At 56.2% G+C, this 20,263-nt stretch carries 13 protein-coding genes and 1 pseudogene; 5 read left to right on the forward strand and 9 right to left on the reverse strand.

Annotated elements, in window-relative coordinates:
* The 7 genes and pseudogenes from dmsB to lrp form a co-directional block, all read right to left on the reverse strand.
* A pseudogene (gene dmsB / locus ACOTXD_RS20455) lies at nt 1–233 on the reverse strand (dimethylsulfoxide reductase iron-sulfur subunit DmsB); the annotation flags it as partial.
* A gap of 10 nt (nt 234–243) precedes the next feature.
* A complete protein-coding gene (gene dmsA / locus ACOTXD_RS20460) occupies nt 244–2,688 on the reverse strand; it encodes a dimethylsulfoxide reductase subunit A (RefSeq protein WP_032608958.1) in 2,445 nt (814 codons plus the stop codon).
* Nucleotides 2,689–2,899: 211 nt separating this feature from the next.
* On the reverse strand, nt 2,900–4,192 hold the full coding sequence (gene serS, locus ACOTXD_RS20465; RefSeq protein WP_003858266.1) for a serine--tRNA ligase: 1,293 nt from the start codon (nt 4,190–4,192) through the stop codon (nt 2,900–2,902).
* A gap of 92 nt (nt 4,193–4,284) precedes the next feature.
* Entirely contained in the window at nt 4,285–5,628 is a 1,344-nt protein-coding gene (gene rarA / locus ACOTXD_RS20470; protein WP_048210437.1) for a replication-associated recombination protein RarA, read from the reverse strand.
* Between the two features lie 9 nt (nt 5,629–5,637).
* Nucleotides 5,638–6,252, reverse strand: coding sequence for an outer membrane lipoprotein chaperone LolA (gene lolA, locus ACOTXD_RS20475; RefSeq protein ID WP_003858270.1), 615 nt, complete (start codon nt 6,250–6,252; stop codon nt 5,638–5,640).
* A 127-nt stretch (nt 6,253–6,379) separates the two neighbouring features.
* Complete coding sequence (locus tag ACOTXD_RS20480) at nt 6,380–10,045, reverse strand: DNA translocase FtsK 4TM domain-containing protein (protein WP_023324403.1); 3,666 nt, start codon at nt 10,043–10,045, stop codon at nt 6,380–6,382.
* Between the two features lie 135 nt (nt 10,046–10,180).
* Nucleotides 10,181–10,675: a leucine-responsive transcriptional regulator Lrp gene (gene lrp, locus ACOTXD_RS20485; RefSeq protein ID WP_000228469.1), complete on the reverse strand. Its 495-nt coding sequence runs from the start codon at nt 10,673–10,675 to the stop codon at nt 10,181–10,183.
* 543 nt (nt 10,676–11,218) lie between these two features.
* On the opposite strand from lrp, the gene trxB reads away from it, so the two are divergent.
* The 5 genes from trxB (at nt 11,219) to infA (ending at nt 17,042) form a co-directional block, all read left to right on the forward strand.
* A complete protein-coding gene (trxB, locus tag ACOTXD_RS20490; RefSeq protein ID WP_003858303.1) occupies nt 11,219–12,187 on the forward strand; it encodes a thioredoxin-disulfide reductase in 969 nt (322 codons plus the stop codon).
* A gap of 114 nt (nt 12,188–12,301) precedes the next feature.
* Nucleotides 12,302–14,068, forward strand: a complete 1,767-nt coding sequence (cydD, locus tag ACOTXD_RS20495; protein ID WP_023315744.1) for a heme ABC transporter permease/ATP-binding protein CydD — start codon at nt 12,302–12,304, stop codon at nt 14,066–14,068.
* The gene (gene cydC / locus ACOTXD_RS20500) at nt 14,068–15,789 is read left to right on the forward strand and encodes a heme ABC transporter ATP-binding protein/permease CydC (RefSeq protein WP_023315743.1); all 1,722 of its coding nucleotides are present in this window, start codon (nt 14,068–14,070) and stop codon (nt 15,787–15,789) included. Before cydD ends, cydC begins: the two co-directional genes overlap by 1 nt.
* Nucleotides 15,790–15,834: 45 nt before the next feature.
* Nucleotides 15,835–16,539 carry a leucyl/phenylalanyl-tRNA--protein transferase gene (gene aat / locus ACOTXD_RS20505; RefSeq protein WP_421766483.1) on the forward strand — a complete coding sequence of 235 codons (705 nt, stop codon included), beginning with the start codon at nt 15,835–15,837 and terminating at the stop codon, nt 16,537–16,539.
* Between the two features lie 284 nt (nt 16,540–16,823).
* Entirely contained in the window at nt 16,824–17,042 is a 219-nt protein-coding gene (gene infA / locus ACOTXD_RS20510; protein ID WP_002211347.1) for a translation initiation factor IF-1, read from the forward strand.
* A 71-nt stretch (nt 17,043–17,113) separates the two neighbouring features.
* Here the strand turns inward: infA and ACOTXD_RS20515 are convergent, their stop codons facing one another.
* Nucleotides 17,114–17,563 carry a hypothetical protein gene (locus tag ACOTXD_RS20515; protein ID WP_045344273.1) on the reverse strand — a complete coding sequence of 150 codons (450 nt, stop codon included), beginning with the start codon at nt 17,561–17,563 and terminating at the stop codon, nt 17,114–17,116.
* A 419-nt stretch (nt 17,564–17,982) separates the two neighbouring features.
* Entirely contained in the window at nt 17,983–20,262 is a 2,280-nt protein-coding gene (gene clpA, locus ACOTXD_RS20520) for an ATP-dependent Clp protease ATP-binding subunit ClpA (RefSeq protein ID WP_022650716.1), read from the reverse strand.
* Between the last annotated feature and the right edge of the window lies 1 nt (nt 20,263).

Raw genomic sequence — 20,263 nt, forward strand, 5'->3', positions numbered from 1 at the left:
ACCTTGGTGCAGGCCGGATCTTCGCAGTGGTTGCAGGCAATCGACAGGTAATAGGCGAAGACATTCTGATGCCAGACGCCGTTATCCTCCTGCCAGTCGCCGCCCGCGTATTCATAAATACGCCGGAAGCTGACCTCCGGGGTCAGGTCTTTGTAATCCTTGCAGGCCAGCTCGCAGGTTTTGCACCCGGTGCAGCGGCTGGAATCAATAAAAAATCCATACTGGGTTGTCATCGGTTACTCCTTACGCCTTTTCAACCTGAACGAGGTTTGTGTGGGATGGGTTGCCCTTCGCCAGCGGCGATGGACGCTGCGTAGTGAGAACGTTGATGCAGCCCGCCTGATCGATACGGTTCGCATCCGGGTTATACCAGGCCCCTTCCCCCAGCGCGACAACGCCAGGCATCATACGCGGAGTCACTTTAGCTTCGATATGCACTTCACCACGTCCGTTGAAGATACGTACGCGATCGCCATTACTAATGCCGCGCGCTTTCGCATCCATCGGGTTGATCCACATCTCCTGTCGGCAGGCCGCTTTCAGTACGTCAACGTTGCCGTAGGTGGAGTGAACACGCGCTTTGTAGTGGAAACCGGTCAACTGAAGCGGGAATTTCTCCGTCAGCGGATCGTTGTAGTTTTCGAAGCCTGGCGTATAAATCGGCAGCGGATCGATAACGTCCCCTTCCGGCAATTCCCACGTTGCGGCAATTTTTGCCAGCTCTTCGGAGTAGATCTCGATTTTGCCCGACGGCGTGGTCAGCGGATTGGCCTGCGGATCGTCGCGGAAGGCTTTATACGCCACGTGATGCCCTTCCGGATCGCGCTGCTTGTACATGCCCTGCTTGCGGAAGGTATCGAAGTCCGGCAGGTCAGGAATGGCTTTGCGTGAGAGCTCGTGCAGATGGCGCATCCACCCTTCCTGAGTACGTCCTTCAGTGAACTGCTGCTCAACGCCAAGACGTTTCGCCAGCTCGGAAGTCATCTCATAGATGGTTTTGCACTCGAAGCGCGGTTTGATGGCCTGGTCAGTGAAGATCACATAGGACATGTTGCCGCAGGAGGCATCCAGCGCGAAATCCATCTGCTCAGACGCGGTGCAGTCTGGGAGCAGAATATCGGCATACTTTGCCGATGAGGTCATGTGGCAGTCGATCACCACAATCATTTCGCACTTCTTGTCGTCCTGCAAAATTTCATGGGTGCGGTTGATCTCTGAGTGCTGGTTGATCAGGCAGTTACCGGCATAGTTCCAGATCATTTTGATCGGCACGTCCAGCTTATCTTTGCCCCGAACACCGTCGCGCAGCGCGGTCATTTCCGGGCCGCGCTCGATCGCGTCCGTCCACATAAACATGGAGATGCTGGTCTGAACCGGGTTATCCAGCGTTGGCATACGTTCAAACGGTACTTCATACGAGCCTTCACGCGCCCCGCTATTACCGCCGTGAATACCGACGTTGCCAGTCAGAATCGAGAGCATAGAAATAGCGCGGGTGGCAATTTCGCCATTCGCGTGGCGCTGAGGTCCCCAGCCCTGGCTGATATAAGCCGGTTTGGTTGAACCAATTTCACGTGCCAGCTGAACAATACGTTCGACAGGAATGCCGGTGATAGTGGATGCCCACTCCGGGGTTTTCGCCACGCCGTCGCTGCCCTGGCCAAGAATATAGGCTTTATAGTGCCCGTTAGCCGGTGCGCTGGCTGGCAGCGTCTTCTCGTCGTAACCGACGCAGTATTTATCCAGGAACGGCTGGTCGACGAGGTTTTCAGTAATCATCACATACGCCAGCGCATTGACCAGCGCCGCGTCGGTACCAGGGCGGATGGGGATCCACTCGTCTTCACGCCCTGCGCCGGTATCGGTGTAGCGCGGATCGACGATGATCATTCGTGAGTTGGATTTGGCGCGCGCCTGCTCAAGGTAATAGGTTACCCCGCCGCCGCTCATGCGCGTTTCGCCCGGGTTGTTGCCGAACAACACCACCAGTTTACTGTTCTCGATATCCGACGGGCTGTTGCCGTCTGCCCAGCCGCCGTAGGTATAGTTCAGGCCCGCGGCAATCTGTGCGGAAGAGTAGTCGCCGTAATGATTGAGATAGCCGCCGCAGCAGTTCATCAGGCGCGCCACCAGCGTTTTACCCGGCGGCCAGGAGCGGGTCATGGTACCGCCCAGCGTCCCGGTGCCGTAGTTGAGGTAGATAGATTCGTTGCCGTACTCTTTGATCAGGCGCTGCATGTTGGTCGCGATAATATCGTAGGCTTCGTCCCAGCTAATGCGCTCGAACTTCCCTTCCCCACGCTTACCGACGCGCTTCATTGGGTATTTCAGACGATCCGGGTTATATACGCGACGGCGCATTGAGCGACCACGCAGACAGGCACGAACCTGATGTAACCCTTCGTAGTTATCATCGCCGGTATTGTCGGTTTCGACATATTTGATTTCACCGTCCACCACGTGCATACGCAGTGGGCAGCGGCTACCGCAGTTAACGGTACAGGCACTCCACACCACTTTTTCCGGGGCTGAAGCGGGAGACAGAGCCTCCGCCGCCGACGCCAGTCGGGTAAAGGGGAGCGTAAAGGCGCTGCTGGCAACCGCCAGACCACCTATTGCCGTGGTTTTCATCAACCCACGGCGAGTGACCTCGGCAGCCATTAACGCTTCAGGCGCTTTGATTTTCATAAAGACTCACTTTGGTTGCTCACAAAGAAAAGAGAGGCGGCGCAAACCGCTATGTAGTTTTATTTATAACGAATTACAACGTTATTGGTGTTTTATGCTGACTTTCGTTCGGAGGAGTATTACTACTTTAGAGGGAGGGGTTATTGCTTCGTATCAAATCAGAGTCATAAAAAAAGCGCCCTGAGGCGCTTTTTTGTCTTAGAGCAAATAATTAGCCGATGAACTGCTGGCCTTTCATGTAAGGGCGCAGCACTTCAGGGATCTCAATGCGTCCGTCAGCCTGCTGGTAGTTTTCCAGCACAGCAACCAGCGTACGGCCTACTGCCAGACCAGAACCGTTCAGGGTATGAACCAGACGGGTTTTCTTGTCAGATTTGCTGCGGCAACGCGCCTGCATACGACGCGCCTGGAAATCCCAGACGTTGGAGCAGGAGGAGATTTCACGGTAGGTGTTCTGCGCAGGCACCCAGACTTCAAGGTCGAAGGTTTTGCAGGCACCGAAGCCCATGTCGCCGGTGCACAGCGCCATACGACGGTAAGGCAGCCCCAGCAGCTCCAGCACTTTCTCTGCGTGACCGGTCATCTCTTCCAGCGCGTCCATAGACTCTTCCGGACGAACGATCTGCACCATCTCAACTTTATCGAACTGGTGCATACGGATCAGACCGCGCGTATCGCGACCGTAAGAACCGGCTTCAGAACGGAAACATGGAGAGTGCGCAGTCAGTTTGATTGGCAGATCGTCTTCGTCGATGATCTCATCACGCACGAGGTTGGTCAGCGGCACTTCCGCAGTTGGGATCAGCGCGTAGTTGCTGCTGTCAGCTTCCTCGTCCAGCGGACGGGTATGGAACAGATCGCCGGCAAATTTCGGCAGCTGGCCTGTACCGTACAGCGTATCGTGGTTAACCAGATACGGAACGTAGGTTTCGCTGTAGCCGTGCTGCTCGGTGTGCAGATCCAGCATGAACTGCGCCAGCGCGCGGTGCAGGTGAGCAATTTGCCCTTTCATTACCACGAAGCGAGAACCGGTCAGCTTAACCGCTGCCGCAAAGTCCAGGCCCGCGTGCATTTCGCCCAGCGTCACGTGATCGCGCACTTCGAAGTCAAACTCGCGAGGCGTACCCCAGCGTTTCACTTCAACGTTGTCGTTTTCGTCTTTGCCGACAGGCACGCTGTCGTCAGGAATGTTCGGGATCGCCAGAGCAATATCGCGAATTTCAGCCTGAAGAACGTCCAGTTCAGCTTTCGCCTGATCCAGCTCTTCACCCAGTTTGTTCACTTCCAGGCGTAATGGCTCAATATCTTCCCCGCGCGCTTTCGCCTGGCCAATGGATTTCGATCGAGAATTACGCTCTGCTTGCAGATTTTCAGTTTGTACCTGCAAAACTTTACGACGCTCTTCAAGAGCGCGCAGCTTATCTACATCCAGCTTAAAGCCCCGGCGTGCCAGTTTTTCAGCGACTGCGTCTGGCTCATTACGCAGCAGATTGGGATCGAGCATGCTTATCCTGTGCTTATCGAATTAAAAAAGGAAAAAGTGACCACAGCCTGCGGCCACAGAGATATATTGCCAACATTACCGCAACGATTGAACTAACGGTAGCGTTTTATAGGGCTATTTTGATCCTGTCCGGCAAGCCAGGCGAGCTTTTCGCCAATCTTACCCTCAAGACCTCTGTTTGTAGGGTGATAATAGCGGGTTTGTGCCATCTCCTGTGGGAAATACTCCTCCCCGGCGGCGTAGGCATTGGGTTCATCATGGGCGTAGCGATACTCCTGCCCGTAACCCATATCTTTCATCAACTTTGTAGGGGCATTGCGAAGGTGTACCGGAACGTCGTAATCCGGACGTTCACGTGCATCCGACATCGCCGCTTTGAAGGCGGTATACACCGCGTTACTTTTCGGCGCGCAGGCCAGATAGACAATTGCCTGCGCAATGGCACGCTCACCTTCCGCGGGTCCGACGCGGGTAAAGCAGTCCCAGGCGGAAATAGCGACCTGCATGGCGCGTGGATCGGCATTACCGACATCTTCTGACGCAATGGCCAGGCAGCGACGCGCGACATATAACGGATCGCCACCGGCGGTAATGATACGCGCATACCAGTAGAGTGCCGCATCCGGCGCGCTGCCGCGCACGGATTTATGTAACGCAGAGATAAGGTCGTAGAAACGGTCGCCTTTATTATCGAAGCGCGCACTGCGTTCACCGGCAATTTCGGTGAGCAGTTCAGGCTTCAATACGCGCTTGCCCGCATCGTCCACTTCGGCCATATCGGCCATCATTTCCAGCGTATTCAGTGCCCGACGCGCATCGCCGTTGACCAGTTCAGCGATCGCACGACGCGTCTCGTCCGGCAGAACGATATCCTGTCCGCCGTAACCCCGCGCTTTGTCCTCCATCGCCTGGGTCAGAACCTTTTCGATATCCTCTGTGGTCAGGGATTTAAGCAGGTAAACGCGGGCGCGGGAAAGCAGCGCGGAGTTGAGTTCAAACGACGGGTTTTCCGTGGTTGCGCCGATGAAGAAAATCGTGCCGTCTTCAATGTGCGGCAGAAACGCATCTTGCTGGCTCTTGTTGAAACGGTGGACTTCATCAACAAACAGAATGGTGCGGCGCCCGGCATTACGGTTTTGCCGTGCGCGCTCGATCGCCTCGCGGATCTCCTTCACGCCGGAGGTAACCGCCGAGATGCGCTCAACGTCCGCGTTAGCATAGCGGGCGATCACTTCAGCGAGGGTGGTTTTGCCGGTGCCGGGTGGCCCCCAGAGGATCATGGAGTGCAGATGCCCCGCCTCAATAGCGCGCGGCAAGGGTTTCCCCGCAGCCAGCAGGTGTTGCTGGCCGATGTACTGCGCTAAATTTTCTGGCCGCATACGGGCGGCCAGAGGTTGAAACGCATTATCTGAAAAATCGAGCGACAGGTTGCTCACTCATGCCTCTTACTTATTACGTTGGTCGTCCACCGTTACGCCCTGCGGCGGGGTAAAGGTGAATTTCGAAGCATCTACAGCGCCGTTTTGCTGAGACTTAAGCTGATAGCTACTGCGCTGATCGTCCTGCTCAACCGCGCCGAACTGATTGATGGTACCGTTGCTGCTCACGTTAATCGTGAACTGCTTCAGATTACCGTTGCTGCCTTTTGGCGTCAGGACGAACTCATCACCGTTTTGTTTGATGTTGTACTGCTGCCAGTCGCTGGACTGGTTACGGGCAATGAGCATAAACGGCGTATTGCTGGTCGCGTCTTTCAGCCAGGTGGCGGTTGCCTGCTCAACAAACGGGTTGTAGAACCACAAGGTTTTCCCGTCGGACACCAGCACGCTTTCATCAGGCTGGGTCATGTGCCAGTTGAAGAGATTCGGGCGTTTCACCCACAAATCCCCCTGACCTTCCTGCACCGCGTTGCCGCTGCCGTCAGTCACTTTTTGCGTGAAGCTGGCGTGGAAGCTGCTCACTTTATCCAGTCGGCTTTTAAGGTCGCTGGCTGCATCAGCCCAGACGCTGCTGGCAACAAAACTGGAGAGTAATGCACAGGCGATGGCGATTTTTTTCATTGTTATTCCTTAAAATACGTCTTCCCGATATGGGGGTTCCGTTTCTATTCTGGACCTGCCCGAAGGCAGGCGACAGAAGAATATGCTTAATTTTTGCTGATTTACCCTTCTTTGCAATCGCTGAAGGTTAATCAAAAGGCGGTGGTGCCAGCACCTCTCGGTTACCGTTATGCCCCTGTTCGCTCACAATACCCTGGGCTTCCATCTGCTCGATAATACGCGCCGCGCGGTTGTAGCCGATACGGAACTGGCGCTGGACGCCGGAGATAGACGCCTTACGTTTTTCGGTGACGAAATTAACCGCCTGGTCAAATAACGGATCCAGTTCTTCGCCGCCGTCAAAACCACCGCCGCCACCTTCGCTTTCACTGTCGGAGGTGATGCCGTCAACGTATTGCGGCCGCCCGCGCGCTTTCCAGTCCTGTACCACCGCATGCACTTCCTGGTCGCGAACAAACGCACCGTGGACACGCACCGGCGAGGTGGAGTTCGGGCCGGAATAGAGCATATCACCCATTCCCAGCAGCGACTCTGCACCGCCCTGGTCAAGGATAGTACGCGAGTCAATTTTACTCGACACGGTAAACGCGATACGGGTCGGGATGTTTGCCTTAATAAGACCGGTGATAACGTCTACGGACGGACGCTGCGTTGCCAGTACCAGGTGGATGCCCGCCGCACGCGCTTTCTGTGCCAGACGCGCAATCAGCTCTTCCACTTTCTTACCAACGGTCATCATCAGGTCGGCAAATTCATCCACCAGCACCACGATGTAAGGCAGTTTTTCCAGCACCGGATGCTGGGCATCCATGCTGTCACCCGGCTTCCAGTATGGGTCCGGAATCGGACGGCCCATACGCGCCGCCTCGGCGATTTTCTCGTTATAACCGGCCAGGTTACGCACGCCCAGCGCCGACATCAGCTTGTAGCGACGCTCCATTTCATTGACGCTCCAGCGCAATGCGTTGGCGGCGTCCTTCATGTCGGTCACCACTTCCGTTAACAGGTGCGGAATGCCTTCGTAGACGGACAGTTCAAGCATTTTCGGGTCGATCATGATGAAACGCACATCTTCAGGCTGCGCTTTGTAGAGCATACTGAGGATCATGGCGTTCACCCCGACTGATTTACCGGAGCCGGTGGTACCCGCAACCAGCAGATGCGGCATCTTCGCGAGATCGGCAACCACCGGATCGCCGGCGATATCTTTACCCAGCACCACGGTCAGCGGGGACGGGTTGTCGCGGAATTTGGTGTTATCCAGAACTTCACGCAGATAAACGGTCTGGCGTTTCTTGTTTGGCAGCTCAAGGCCAACGTAAGGCTTACCTGGGATCACCTCCACCACGCGTACCGCCACGGTCGACAGAGAACGCGCCAGGTCACGGGACAGGTTAGAAATACGTGCCGCTTTTACGCCTGGCGCCAGATTCAGTTCGAAACGGGTGATCACCGGGCCAGGTGAGTAGTTCACCACGTCCGCTTTAATACGGAAGTCAGCCAGACGCGCTTCCACCAGACGGGCCATCTGTTCAAGGGCAAAGGTATCCACCGGCTCGACTTCCGCTGGCGGCGGCGTTAACAGATCCAGCGACGGCAGCGGCGTACTTGGTCGTTGCAGCGGACGGCTGTCTCCGTTACGCATCAGCAGCGGGTGAATCAGGCTTTCCTGCGGCTGTGGTGCTGGCTGCTGGAACTGCGGCTGCGGCGGTTGGGCAGGCGTCTGCGGCTGAGCATACGCCTGTGGCGCCGGTTGTTGCGGCTGCGCGTAAACCTGTGGCGGAGGCGACTGACGCACCGGTTCCGCTTCTGGCATCACGCTCGGCGTGAACAGCGGTTCGCTTGGGCCATCATCCACCAGATCTTTCATTGGTGAGAATTCGAAATCCGACAGCGAGAACGGGTTTGCCCCCGAAGGCTGCTCACCGGAATAACGCTGCTGCTGCGTAGCGGCAAACTGGCGCGCCAGCTCCGCTTCAGCCGCATCATCATCCTCCTGGTGTGAAGGCACGTCGTGCTGATACTCGTCGCCGTAGCGCTGATTCTGCTGGGCGGCAAACTGACGCGCCAGCTCGTCCTGATGCAGTTCGTCGGCATCATCTTCGTAGTCAGAACCACGCGCTTTCTCTTCCGCCATACGCTGGGAAGGCAGTTTAATGCCATAAGAGGCCAGCTCCCGGCGAGTCGGCACGCGCACGCGGTTAGGGCGCGGCAGCTGTGGACCAATGCCCTCTTTAACCTGAGGGCGCGGGGCGCTGTCGGTTGCCGGGCTGAATAGCGGAGCGGACGCGGCAGCGGCTGCCGTTGCCTGCTTCACGGCTTCAGCACCCGACGCAACGGCTGGCGTAGGATCTACAGGTGGAACGCTTACAGGAGGCGCTTTTGCAACAGGCTCCTGTACCGGCTCGGGCACGGGCTGATACCAGGCGGCAAGCTGCTCGCGCTCACGGGCACGGCGCTCTTCCACTTCTTCAAAATAGTACAATGGCGGACGTGATGGCTTCGCTTCCTCCACCACTTCGGGTTCAGACACCGGCGCAACATATGGCTGTTCAGGCACAGCGGGTTCGGGCGTATAAGCCTGATACGGCTGTTGCGGCTCGCTGGCAGGCTCAGACGGCTGATACGATTGCTGACACTGTTCCTGCTGCACAGGAATATAGCTTTCAGGCTCCGGCGCAATGGTCGGTTCAGGCGTATGGACGCCTGGCGCAGCCTGCCAGTCCACCTGCGGTTGCTGGATCGCGGACTCCGGTGCCGGAACAGGCGAGGACGGCATCACGGCTTCAACAGGCGCAACATGGGCCTGCGCAGCCGTCGTTGCGGCGGCAGCAGCGGCTACCGGTTCAGTCACGGAATGACCATGCAACAGCGGATCGTATTCGTCATACTCACCCGGCGTAGCTCGATGACCAGAGAACAACACATCATCAGGATCGACGGCCGCACCGCGATACTCAATCTGCTCGTCTTCATCCATACGTTTGCCGGAGAAAAGCGCGGCATCCGTTTTACGGCCTAACGGGTTAGCGAATTTTTCAGCAACGCGCTGGCGGCGTGCCAGAGCACCGCGCAGAATACGGGCACGGCGGGATTCACGACGCTGCACAGGTGCCTCGTCTTCCTCTTCGTATTCATCTTCATATTCGTCTTCATCGACCCACGTATCATCACGACGGGTACGATTGCTGGCAAACGTCAGCAGAGTCAGAATAAAGCTGCCGATTTTTTCGGCAATGCTCACCCAGGACCAGCCGGTAAACAGCGTCAGGCCCGCCGCCCAGATGCAGAGCAGCGCCAGCGTGCCGCCGCTGCTGTGAAGCATCGGTTGCAGCGCGGAGCTCAACAGGCTGCCAATCACACCGCCGGAGGCGAAATACCAGATGTCATCGGCATTGATCGCCGCCAGTCCGCAGGAGGTGAGGATCAGCGCCAGGGCGCCAATCAGGCGCAGCGAAACGGCAAAATAATCGATGTAGTCGTCGTTCTGTCGATGACGCCAGGCAAACCAGCATCCGCCAATAATGATGACGGGAAGGGTATAGGCCATCACACCGAAAATGAAGAAGAGCGTGTCCGCAAGCCAGGCGCCGGGAACGCCACCCAAATTATGGATAGGCTCATGCCATGCGGTTTGCGACCAGCTGGGATCTGAGGGGTTGAAACTGAGTAAGGCAGCCATCAGCCAGACGGCAAAAAGGGCAATAACAATCAGTAACGCCTCAAGGAGACGACGTCCGCTGCTTAGCTTAGATAATGTGACTTCTTTGTCTTCAGTGTATTCCTGGCTCAAGAAAGGCTCTCCAGGTATCAGGCATGTCCTGCCTGTGTGCTAAAACGGACAACAGCGCCGGGACTCCCCGGCACTGTTGCTGTATGGATTAACAGGAGTGTAATCAAACTACACTGATTTTGCACCTGTTCCGTGTTAGCGCGTCTTAATAACCAGACGATTGCTCTGTTTGACCTCTTCCATCACCACATAAGTACGGGTGTCGTTCACGCCTGGCAGACGCAGCAGGGTTTCCCCCAGCAGCTTACGGTAGGCGGACATATCAGGCACACGGGTTTTTAACAGGTAGTCAAAATCACCGGAAACCAGATGACACTCTTGAATTTCTTCAAGTTTTTGTACAGCGGCGTTAAATTGCTCAAACACATCTGGTGCACCACGATTCAGAGTAATCTCAACAAATACCAGAAGTGAGGCATCCAGATAATGCGGGTTCAGCAGAGCCGTATAGCCCTGAATAAAACCCTGTCTTTCCAGTCGACGCACACGCTCAAGGCACGGCGTCGGGGAAAGTCCCACACGTTTTGAAAGCTCGACGTTGGAAATACGCCCATCCTTTTGCAATTCATTAAGAATGTTACGATCGATACGGTCGAGATCTTTGCCAGGGCGCTTCTTGCTATCTACCATTATTATTGTCTCTCTGTATTCCTTCCCTACTCCTGCCTGGACCCTGTGCACATCACTGTTCAGAGCCTGTACCCGTTATTCATCACATCGCCTGGTTATGTATTAGACGCGATGTGGATTCGGGTTCTGCGGTAAGAAGACCGTTGCCCGAAAGCAGTCACAGACATCACGTATGGCGTCTGTCCACACCATGCGTAGATTTCACTGACCCGGTAAAAATGGCATTTCCGTGCATGTCTATGCGGCATGCAGTTCGTGCGTCTTTTTTTCTTCCTTGAATGTTTTCGCAAAAGCGCAGGGGATTGTCAAAGCAAAACATCGATTTTTAGTACAAGATGCCGGATATTCATTACGGAGGGGTATTAATCCTCATTTTATTGCCTTATAAACGCGCTGTTTTCAGTAGCAGACGTGATGTGACCGCCTCTGACCCATAGGGCGCGTCTATTGCATATATCGGAAGCAAAACTGCCGTGCTCTTTTTTTACGGCAACAAATTCCCTACAATCCAGCCCATTGCCTGCCAACAACAATGGGGATCTCATGGGCACGACCAAACACAGTAAGCTGCTAATCCTTGGATCTGGACCTGCGGGTTATACCGCAGCGGTCTATGCTGCACGCGCTAACCTGCAACCGGTACTGATCACCGGGATGGAAAAAGGCGGTCAGTTGACCACCACCACGGAAGTGGAAAACTGGCCGGGCGACCCTAACGACCTGACCGGGCCGCTGCTGATGGAGCGCATGCACGAGCATGCCGCCAAATTCGAAACCGAAATCCTGTTCGACCACATCAATAAAGTGGATTTGCAGAACCGTCCGTTCCGCCTGACGGGTGACAGCGGCGAATACACCTGCGATGCGCTGATCATCGCCACCGGCGCCTCTGCCCGCTATCTCGGTCTGCCGTCTGAAGAAGCGTTCAAAGGCCGCGGCGTGTCAGCCTGCGCGACCTGCGACGGTTTCTTCTATCGCAACCAGAAAGTTGCGGTGATCGGCGGCGGCAACACCGCTGTGGAAGAAGCGCTGTATCTGGCAAATATTGCCTCAGAAGTACACCTGATCCACCGTCGCGACACCTTCCGCGCGGAGAAGATCCTGATCAAACGCCTGATGGACAAAGTGGCGAGCGGTAACATTGTGCTGCATACCAACCGTACGCTGGAAGAAGTAACTGGCGATCAGATGGGCGTGGCGGGACTGCGTATCCGTGATACCCAGAACACCGATAACGTCGAAACGCTGGAAGTGGCAGGCCTGTTTGTGGCAATCGGTCACAGCCCGAACACGGCTATCTTTGAAGGTCAGCTGGAGCTGGAGAACGGCTACATTAAAGTGCAGTCTGGCATTCACGGCAACGCCACCCAGACCAGCGTTCCGGGTGTCTTCGCAGCTGGTGACGTGATGGACCATATTTATCGTCAGGCGATCACCTCTGCGGGCACCGGCTGTATGGCCGCGCTGGACGCAGAACGCTATCTGGACGGGCTGGCTGAACAAGGTAAATAATCTTTACAAGTCAGTAACAAACGTAAATAAAGGCGGCCACTGGTCGCCTTTATTTTTGCTCACGTGTAACATGCAGATGTCTAATTTCTTATAACGTCACCTGCAAAGTACGCAATGGAAAAAACCCGTCAACAAGAGTTAACCCGCTGGCTGAAACAGCAAAGCGTTCTGTCCCGCCGCTGGCTTATGATTTCCCGCGTTCTGGGATTTATCAGCGGTCTGTTGATTGTTGCCCAGGCATGGCTGCTGGCCCGCATTCTCAACCATATGATCATGGAGAACATCCCGCGCGAAGCGCTGCTGTTGCCGTTTATCGTTCTGGTGCTGGTTTTCGTTCTGCGTGCGTGGGTGGTCTGGCTGCGCGAGCGGGTTGGGTTCCATGCCGGGCAGCACATCCGCTATGAGATCCGCCGCAAGGTGCTCGATCGGCTTTCAGAAGCCGGGCCTGCGTGGATCCAGGGCAAGCCGGCCGGTAGCTGGGCGACGCTGATCCTTGAGCAAATCGACGATATGCACGATTACTACGCGCGTTATCTTCCGCAGATGGCGCTGGCGGTGTTTGTGCCTCTGATGATTGTTATCGCCATCTTCCCTGTTAACTGGGTGGCGGCGTTGATCCTGCTGGGCACCGCCCCGCTTATCCCGCTGTTTATGGCGATGGTCGGCATGGGCGCGGCTGATGCTAACCGCCGCAACTTCCTGGCGCTGGGTCGGTTGAGCGGTCATTTCCTGGACCGTCTGCGCGGTATGGAAACCCTGCGGATCTTTGGTCGTGGTGAAGCGGAAACCGAAAACATTCGCCTGGCGTCGCAGGATTTTCGTCAGCGCACCATGGAAGTGTTGCGCATGGCCTTTCTCTCTTCTGGCGTACTTGAATTTTTCACCTCCCTGTCGATTGCGCTGGTGGCGGTTTACTTTGGTTTCTCCTACCTCGGCGCGCTGGACTTTGGTCACTACGGTACGGCGGTTACGCTTTCCGCCGGGTTCCTGGCGCTGATCCTGGCCCCGGAATTTTTCCAGCCGCTTCGCGATCTCGGCACCTTTTACCATGCCAAAGCGCAGGCGGTGGGTGCTGCCGACAGCCTGAAAACCTTCATGGAAACGCCGCTGGCGCATCCGGAGCGTGGTGAGGTAACGCTGAATACGAACGATCCGGTGACCATTGAAGCACAGGATTTTTCTGTTCTGTCGCCTGAAGGCAAAGTACTGGCCGGTCCGCTGAACTTTACCCTGTCTGCCGGGCAACGTGTGGTGCTGGTGGGTACCAGCGGCTCAGGTAAAAGCTCATTGTTGAATGCGCTTTCAGGTTTTATGGCGTACACCGGATCGCTGCGTATCAACAAAACGGAGCTGCGCGAGCTCGATCCTGATGCCTGGCGTAAACAGCTAAGCTGGGTGGGGCAAAACCCGCAGCTGCCAGCTCCGACGCTTCGCGAGAATGTGCTGCTGGCACGCCCGGATGCGCGTGACGATGAGCTGCAATCGGTCCTCGACCGCGCCTGGGTCAGCGAGTTTCTGCCGCTGCTTGCGCAGGGTATCGATACCGTCATTGGCGATCAATCTGCCGGGCTGTCAGTAGGCCAGGCACAGCGCGTCGCGGTTGCCCGTGCGCTGCTGAACCCCTCTTCGCTAATGCTGCTGGACGAACCCGCCGCCAGCCTGGACGCTCACAGCGAGCAGCGCGTGATGGATGCGCTTAACGCAGCCTCACGCCAGCAAACCACCCTGATGGTGACTCACCAGCTGGAAGGTATTGCCGACTGGGATCAGATCTGGGTGATGGAAAACGGACACATTGTTGAGCAAGGCGATTACGCCGCGCTTGTTGCCGCGCAGGGGCCGTTTGCGACCCTGCTGGCGAACCGTCAGGAGGATATCTGATGCGCGCCCTGCTTCCGTATCTTGCACTGTATAAACGCCACAAATGGATGCTGACGCTCGGGATCGTGCTGGCGATCGTCACTCTGCTGGCCAGCATCGGTCTGCTTACGCTTTCCGGCTGGTTCCTCTCCGCGTCTGCGGCCGCAGGCTTTGCCGGGCTATACAGCTTTAACTACATGCTGCCTGCCGCCGGGGTGCGCGGTACGGCGATTACGCGAACTGCCGGGCGCTACTTCGAGCGTCTGGTCAGCCACGACGCGACCTTCCGCGTGCTGCAACACCTGCGTATTTATACGTTCAGCAAACTGCTACCCCTCTCCCCTGCCGGGCTGGCACGTTTTCGACAGGGCGAATTACTCAACCGCGTGGTCGCAGATGTGGATACGCTGGATCACCTCTATCTGCGCGTCATTTCACCCATGGTGGGCGCGTTTGTGGTGATTGTCGTGGTCACGCTGGGGTTGAGTTTCCTGGATGTTCCCATCGCACTGACGCTCGGCGGCATCATGCTGATGACGCTGATTATTCTGCCACCCCTGTTTTATCGTGCAGGTAAAACCACCGGGGAAAACCTGACGCGCCTGCGCGGGGAATACCGCCAGCAGCTCACCGCCTGGTTGCAGGGACAGGCCGAGCTCACCCTTTTTGGCGCCAGCAAGCGCTACCGCGCCCGCATGGAAAATACGGAGCTGAACTGGCATGAAGCCCAGCGTCGCCAGTCTGAACTGACCGCTTTCTCCCAGGCGCTGATGATGTTAATTGGTGGGATTGCCGTAATCGCCATGCTCTGGATGGCCTCCGGTGGCGTGGGCGATAACGCGCAGCCTGGCCCGCTAATTGCGCTGTTTGTTTTCTGTGCCCTGGCAGCCTTTGAAGCCTTAGCCCCGGTTACGGGCGCCTTTCAGCATCTCGGCCAGGTGATTGCCTCTGCGCTGCGCATTACGGATATTGCCGAGCAGGAGCCGGAAGTGAAGTTCAGCGCGGGTCAAACCGCTGTGCCGGAGCAGGTCGCGCTGACGCTCAGCAATGTCACTTTCGCCTACGACAAGCCGGCGCAAAACGCGCTGGAAGACATCACCCTTTCTGTTGATGCCGGGCAGCGCATTGCGATCCTTGGCCGTACGGGATGTGGAAAATCGACACTTCTGCAACTTCTCACGCGCGCGTGGGACCCACAGCAGGGCGAGATTCGGTTTAACGACGTTCCGCTGTCTGGTTTTAGCGAAGCGGCCTTGCGTAAAACGGTCAGCGTCGTGCCCCAGCGGGTGCATCTGTTCAGCGCTACGCTGCGCGATAATCTTCTTCTGGCGGCACCAGACGCCTCCGACGATACGCTGCGGGCAATGCTGGAGCAGGTTGGGCTGCACAAGCTGCTTGAAGACGATGGCTTGAACAGCTGGCTGGGTGAAGGGGGTCGACAGCTTTCCGGCGGCGAACTGCGTCGTCTGGCCATTGCGCGTGCGCTGCTGCACGATGCGCCGCTGATGTTGCTGGATGAACCGACAGAAGGACTGGATGCCACGACTGAGAGTCAAATCCTTGATTTACTGGCGAATGTGATGAAAGGTAAAACCGTACTGATGGTCACGCACCGTCTGCGCGGGCTGGTGAATTTCGATCAGATAATTGTGATGGACAACGGACACATAATTGAGCAAGGTAGTCACGCAGAGCTGCTGGCAAAACAGGGTCGCTACTACCAGTTTAAACAGCGCCTGTAGACTATATTTGTAGCGTCCTCTCTCGCGTACTGGAGTTCTGTTGTCATGCGCCTGGTGCAGCTTTCTCGCCATAATATTGCGTTCCCTTCACCGGAGGGGGCGCTGCGTGAACCTAACGGCTTGCTGGCTCTGGGCGGTGATCTCAGCCCGGCACGGCTCTTAATGGCTTACCAGCGCGGCATCTTCCCGTGGTTTTCGCCTGGCGACCCGATCTTATGGTGGTCTCCCGATCCGCGAGCCGTGCTGTGGCCTGGGCAGTTTCACCTGAGCCGCAGCATGAAGCGGTTTCATGCAAAATCACCCTTTCGCGTCACGCTCAATCACGCCTTCGGCCAGGTTATCGAAGGCTGCGCTGAAGATCGTCATGAAGGCACCTGGATAACCCGCGATATAATTATCGCCTACCACCAGCTTCATGAGCTGGGCTACGCGCACTCTATTGAAGTATGGAAAGAGGATAACCTCGTCGGCGGAATGTACGGCGTGGCGCAGGGCTCGCTGTTCTGCGGTGAGTCGATGTTCTCCCGTGCCACGAATGCGTCAAAAACCGCGCTGCTGGTGTTTAGCGAGGAATTTGCCCGACGTGGCGGACGGCTGATGGATTGTCAGGTGCTGAATGAGCACACCGCCTCGCTCGGCGCCGTTGAAATCTCCCGCCGACACTATATCGAACATCTTGAACAATGCCGAAAAGAGACCCTTCCACGCGATTTTTGGGTTCCCAGAGCGCTCTTTATGCCCAATGCCTAAATGTTTTCCGCATATTTTTTATGAGGGTGTTATAATTATGCCGCAGAGTAGCTTCTGCCTGTTGCCCCGCCGCCGTTTGGGACCCTCGCTTCAGATAACGTCCTGACGTTTATCCTGTCGTCTCCCCTTTACGAATGCGCTTTCCGTTCGGTTGTACCGTGACGCTTGGGCAATACGCTGAGACTGTTTTGCTGCGTTTTAAACGCGCAATTCTTTACTTAATTGAGGAATTTCGGCATTATCTTGCCGGTTCAAAACTTGGTAGTGATACCCCAGAGGATTAGATGGCCAAAGAAGACAATATTGAAATGCAGGGTACCGTACTTGATACGTTGCCTAATACCATGTTTCGCGTAGAACTGGAAAACGGTCACGTGGTAACTGCGCACATCTCCGGTAAAATGCGCAAAAACTATATCCGCATTTTGACGGGCGACAAAGTGACTGTTGAACTGACCCCGTACGACCTGAGCAAAGGCCGCATTGTCTTCCGTAGTCGCTAATTGTTTTCGCCTGTAATGGCAGATGAATATTTAAAAGGTCGGGATATTCCCGGCCTTTTTTATTTATGGTCTTAGTGTGGCTGTGTCGGCAGATGTATAGTCATGCTCGGGTTCATAGGTACGATTAAATCTTCAGCTATCGCGTGGGTAATGTCATGCAGCAGTCCCGTCAGGTGCGGCAGCATATCGCGGTCAACATGCGATACCAGCAGCACATGGTTTAACGCCCGGCAGTAGTCGCATTTCGTTTCGGTATCTTCCAGCAACCACTCTTTTTGTCGCGGTTGCTCCGCGTCGTCCTCAAATTCAACCACCTGAAAATCACGCATTGACTCTGTGAGGCCGGATTTCACCTCTTCCAGGTAGGCTCCGAGGCAACGGCAAACGGGCTGCGTTTGCGGAAGTGATTTGCAGTCGAGGAGGATTTCGGTGAGCAGTTTGCAGCGCTCGGCAAGGGTTGGGAGATCGGGGTTGAGTGAGAGTTCAGTGTAGAAATGGGCGAAATTGTTTTCTGTATTCATTGGGTAATTCCTTCACACACTTTGAATTTACCACCGCAGGAAACGCCAATTTGCTGGCGGCGGACGAAAAGGAATTGGCGTACCAGTGTGTGTGCTACTGGCGCTTCAAAAGAAGCTTCCGATTCGCCCGCCAGATGCAGAATTATACCCTTTTCCTTAGGGCGAACGAAGCCTGCAGCATACTGCTGCTCACACACTTTCAGGACGCCAATCCCGGCACCTGATTTTGCAGGTGCGCCGCCATTTTATTACTGTGGATTTATCCAGCAACCAACGTAGTACGAAACTGGAAAGCGCTTCGCAAAATTCCTCTGCGGTCTGTTGCCCTCACCCCAACCCTCTCCCACAGGGAGAGGGGGAAAAGCAGGCATAAAAAAACCGGGCATTCGCCCGGTTTTTAACATTAACGTTCAATTCACTCAGTGAGCCGCTTCCGGCTTGTGCTTCGCCGCACTCTGGAAATCGTACGTCAGTTCGTTCTTCGCCTGATCCAGCCCTACCGTGACCTGGCCGCCGTCCACCAGCGAGCCAAACAGCAGCTCGTTCGCCAGCGGCTTCTTCAGGTTGTCCTGAATCACGCGCGCCATCGGACGGGCACCCATCGCACGGTCGTAGCCTTTCTCAGCCAGCCAGTTGCGGGCCTCCTGGCTCACTTCCAGCGACACGCCTTTCTGATCCAGCTGAACCTGCAACTCGACGATGAACTTGTCCACCACCTGATGGATCACCTCGGTAGACAGGTGATCGAACCAGATAATGTTGTCCAGACGGTTACGGAACTCCGGCGTGAAGATCTTCTTGATCTCTTCCATCGCATCGGTGCTGTTATCCTGGTGGATCAGGCCGATGGATTTACGCTCGGTTTCCCGCACGCCCGCGTTGGTGGTCATCACCAACACCACGTTGCGGAAATCGGCCTTGCGCCCGTTGTTATCGGTCAGCGTCCCGTTGTCCATCACCTGCAACAGGATGTTGAACACGTCCGGGTGCGCTTTCTCGATTTCATCGAGCAGCAGGACCGCGTGCGGATGCTTGATCACCGCGTCAGTGAGCAGGCCGCCCTGGTCAAAGCCCACGTATCCCGGAGGCGCACCAATCAAACGGCTGACAGTATGACGCTCCATATACTCGGACATATCAAAGCGCAGCAGCTCAATGCCCAGCGCTTTGGAGAGCTGAACCGTCACCTCGGTTTTCCCCACGCCGGTCGGACCGGCGAACAGGAAGGAACCAACCGGCTTGTGGTCATGCCCCAGGCCAGCACGGGCCATCTTGATCGCTTCGGTTAAGGCCTCAATGGCTTTATCCTGACCAAAGACCAGCATTTTCAGGCGATTGCCGAGGGTGCGCAGGGTATCACGGTCGCTCTGAGAAACGCTCTTCTCAGGAATACGCGCGATGCGGGCCACCACGGACTCGATATCCGCCACGTTCACGGTTTTCTTACGCTTGCTGGCTGGCATCAGGCGTGCACGCGCACCTGCCTCATCAATCACGTCGATCGCTTTATCCGGCAGATGACGATCGTTGATGTATTTCACCGCCAGCTCCACCGCCGCACGGACCGCTTTCGCGGTGTAACGCACGTCGTGGTGTGCTTCGTACTTGGTTTTCAGGCCGTTGATGATCTGCACCGTTTCGTCAACCGACGGCTCGGTAACGTCGATTTTCTGGAAACGACGCGCCAGCGCACGATCCTTCTCAAAGATGTTGCTGAACTCCTGGTACGTCGTGGAGCCCATCACGCGGATCTTGCCGCTGGAGAGCAGCGGTTTAATCAGGTTAGCCGCATCCACCTGGCCACCGGAGGCCGCACCTGCGCCGATAATGGTGTGGATCTCATCGATAAACAGGATGCTGTTGGTATCCTGCTCCAGCTGTTTTAACAGCGCTTTGAAGCGTTTTTCAAAATCACCACGGTATTTGGTGCCCGCCAGCAGCGAGCCGATGTCGAGCGAGTAGATGGTGCAGTCGGCAATCACTTCCGGCACGTCGCCCTGCACAATGCGCCAGGCAAGGCCCTCGGCAATCGCGGTTTTACCCACGCCAGATTCCCCCACCAGCAGCGGGTTGTTCTTGCGTCGACGGCACAGCACCTGGATGGCACGCTCCAGCTCTTTGTCGCGACCAATCAGCGGGTCGATACCGCCAACGCGTGCAAGCTGGTTAAGGTTGGTGGTGAAGTTTTCCATACGATCCTCCCCGCCTGCTTGCTCTTCACTGTTGTTAATCTGCCCGCTGGGATCCGACGCCTGGTTAGGCTCGTCTTTTCGCGTTCCGTGAGAGATGAAGTTAACCACGTCGAGCCGGCTGACTTCGTGTTTGCGCAGCAGGTAGGCCGCCTGGGACTCCTGTTCGCTGAAGATGGCGACTAAGACATTGGCGCCAGTCACTTCGCTACGTCCGGAAGACTGGACGTGGAAAACCGCGCGCTGCAACACGCGCTGGAAGCTGAGCGTCGGCTGCGTGTCGCGCTCTTCTTCACTGGCTGGCAGCACCGGTGTGGTTTGTTCGATGAAGGCTTCGAGTTCCTGACGTAGCGCCACCAGATCCACGGAGCAGGCTTCCAGCGCTTCGCGGGCAGATGGGTTGCTAAGCAGTGCGAGCAGCAGGTGCTCGACGGTCATAAACTCATGTCGGTGCTCACGCGCTCTGGCGAAAGCCATGTTTAAACTGAGTTCCAGTTCTTGATTGAGCATA

This window comes from Enterobacter cloacae complex sp. CDL013 (assembly GCF_049238805.1).
Taxonomy (GTDB): domain Bacteria; phylum Pseudomonadota; class Gammaproteobacteria; order Enterobacterales; family Enterobacteriaceae; genus Enterobacter; species Enterobacter hormaechei_C.

Excerpts from the sequence above, each read along its gene's own strand:
- dmsA (WP_032608958.1), bottom strand. The coding sequence starts at position 2,688 with ATGAAAATCAAAGCGCCTGAAGCGTTAATGGCTGCCGAGGTCACTCGC.
- serS (WP_003858266.1), bottom strand. The coding sequence starts at position 4,192 with ATGCTCGATCCCAATCTGCTGCGTAATGAGCCAGACGCAGTCGCTGAA.
- lolA (WP_003858270.1), bottom strand. The coding sequence starts at position 6,252 with ATGAAAAAAATCGCCATCGCCTGTGCATTACTCTCCAGTTTTGTTGCC.
- lrp (WP_000228469.1), bottom strand. The coding sequence starts at position 10,675 with ATGGTAGATAGCAAGAAGCGCCCTGGCAAAGATCTCGACCGTATCGAT.
- trxB (WP_003858303.1), top strand. The coding sequence starts at position 11,219 with ATGGGCACGACCAAACACAGTAAGCTGCTAATCCTTGGATCTGGACCT.
- cydD (WP_023315744.1), top strand. The coding sequence starts at position 12,302 with ATGGAAAAAACCCGTCAACAAGAGTTAACCCGCTGGCTGAAACAGCAA.
- cydC (WP_023315743.1), top strand. The coding sequence starts at position 14,068 with ATGCGCGCCCTGCTTCCGTATCTTGCACTGTATAAACGCCACAAATGG.
- aat (WP_421766483.1), top strand. The coding sequence starts at position 15,835 with ATGCGCCTGGTGCAGCTTTCTCGCCATAATATTGCGTTCCCTTCACCG.
- infA (WP_002211347.1), top strand. The coding sequence starts at position 16,824 with ATGGCCAAAGAAGACAATATTGAAATGCAGGGTACCGTACTTGATACG.
- ACOTXD_RS20515 (WP_045344273.1), bottom strand. The coding sequence starts at position 17,563 with ATGAATACAGAAAACAATTTCGCCCATTTCTACACTGAACTCTCACTC.
- clpA (WP_022650716.1), bottom strand. The coding sequence starts at position 20,262 with ATGCTCAATCAAGAACTGGAACTCAGTTTAAACATGGCTTTCGCCAGA.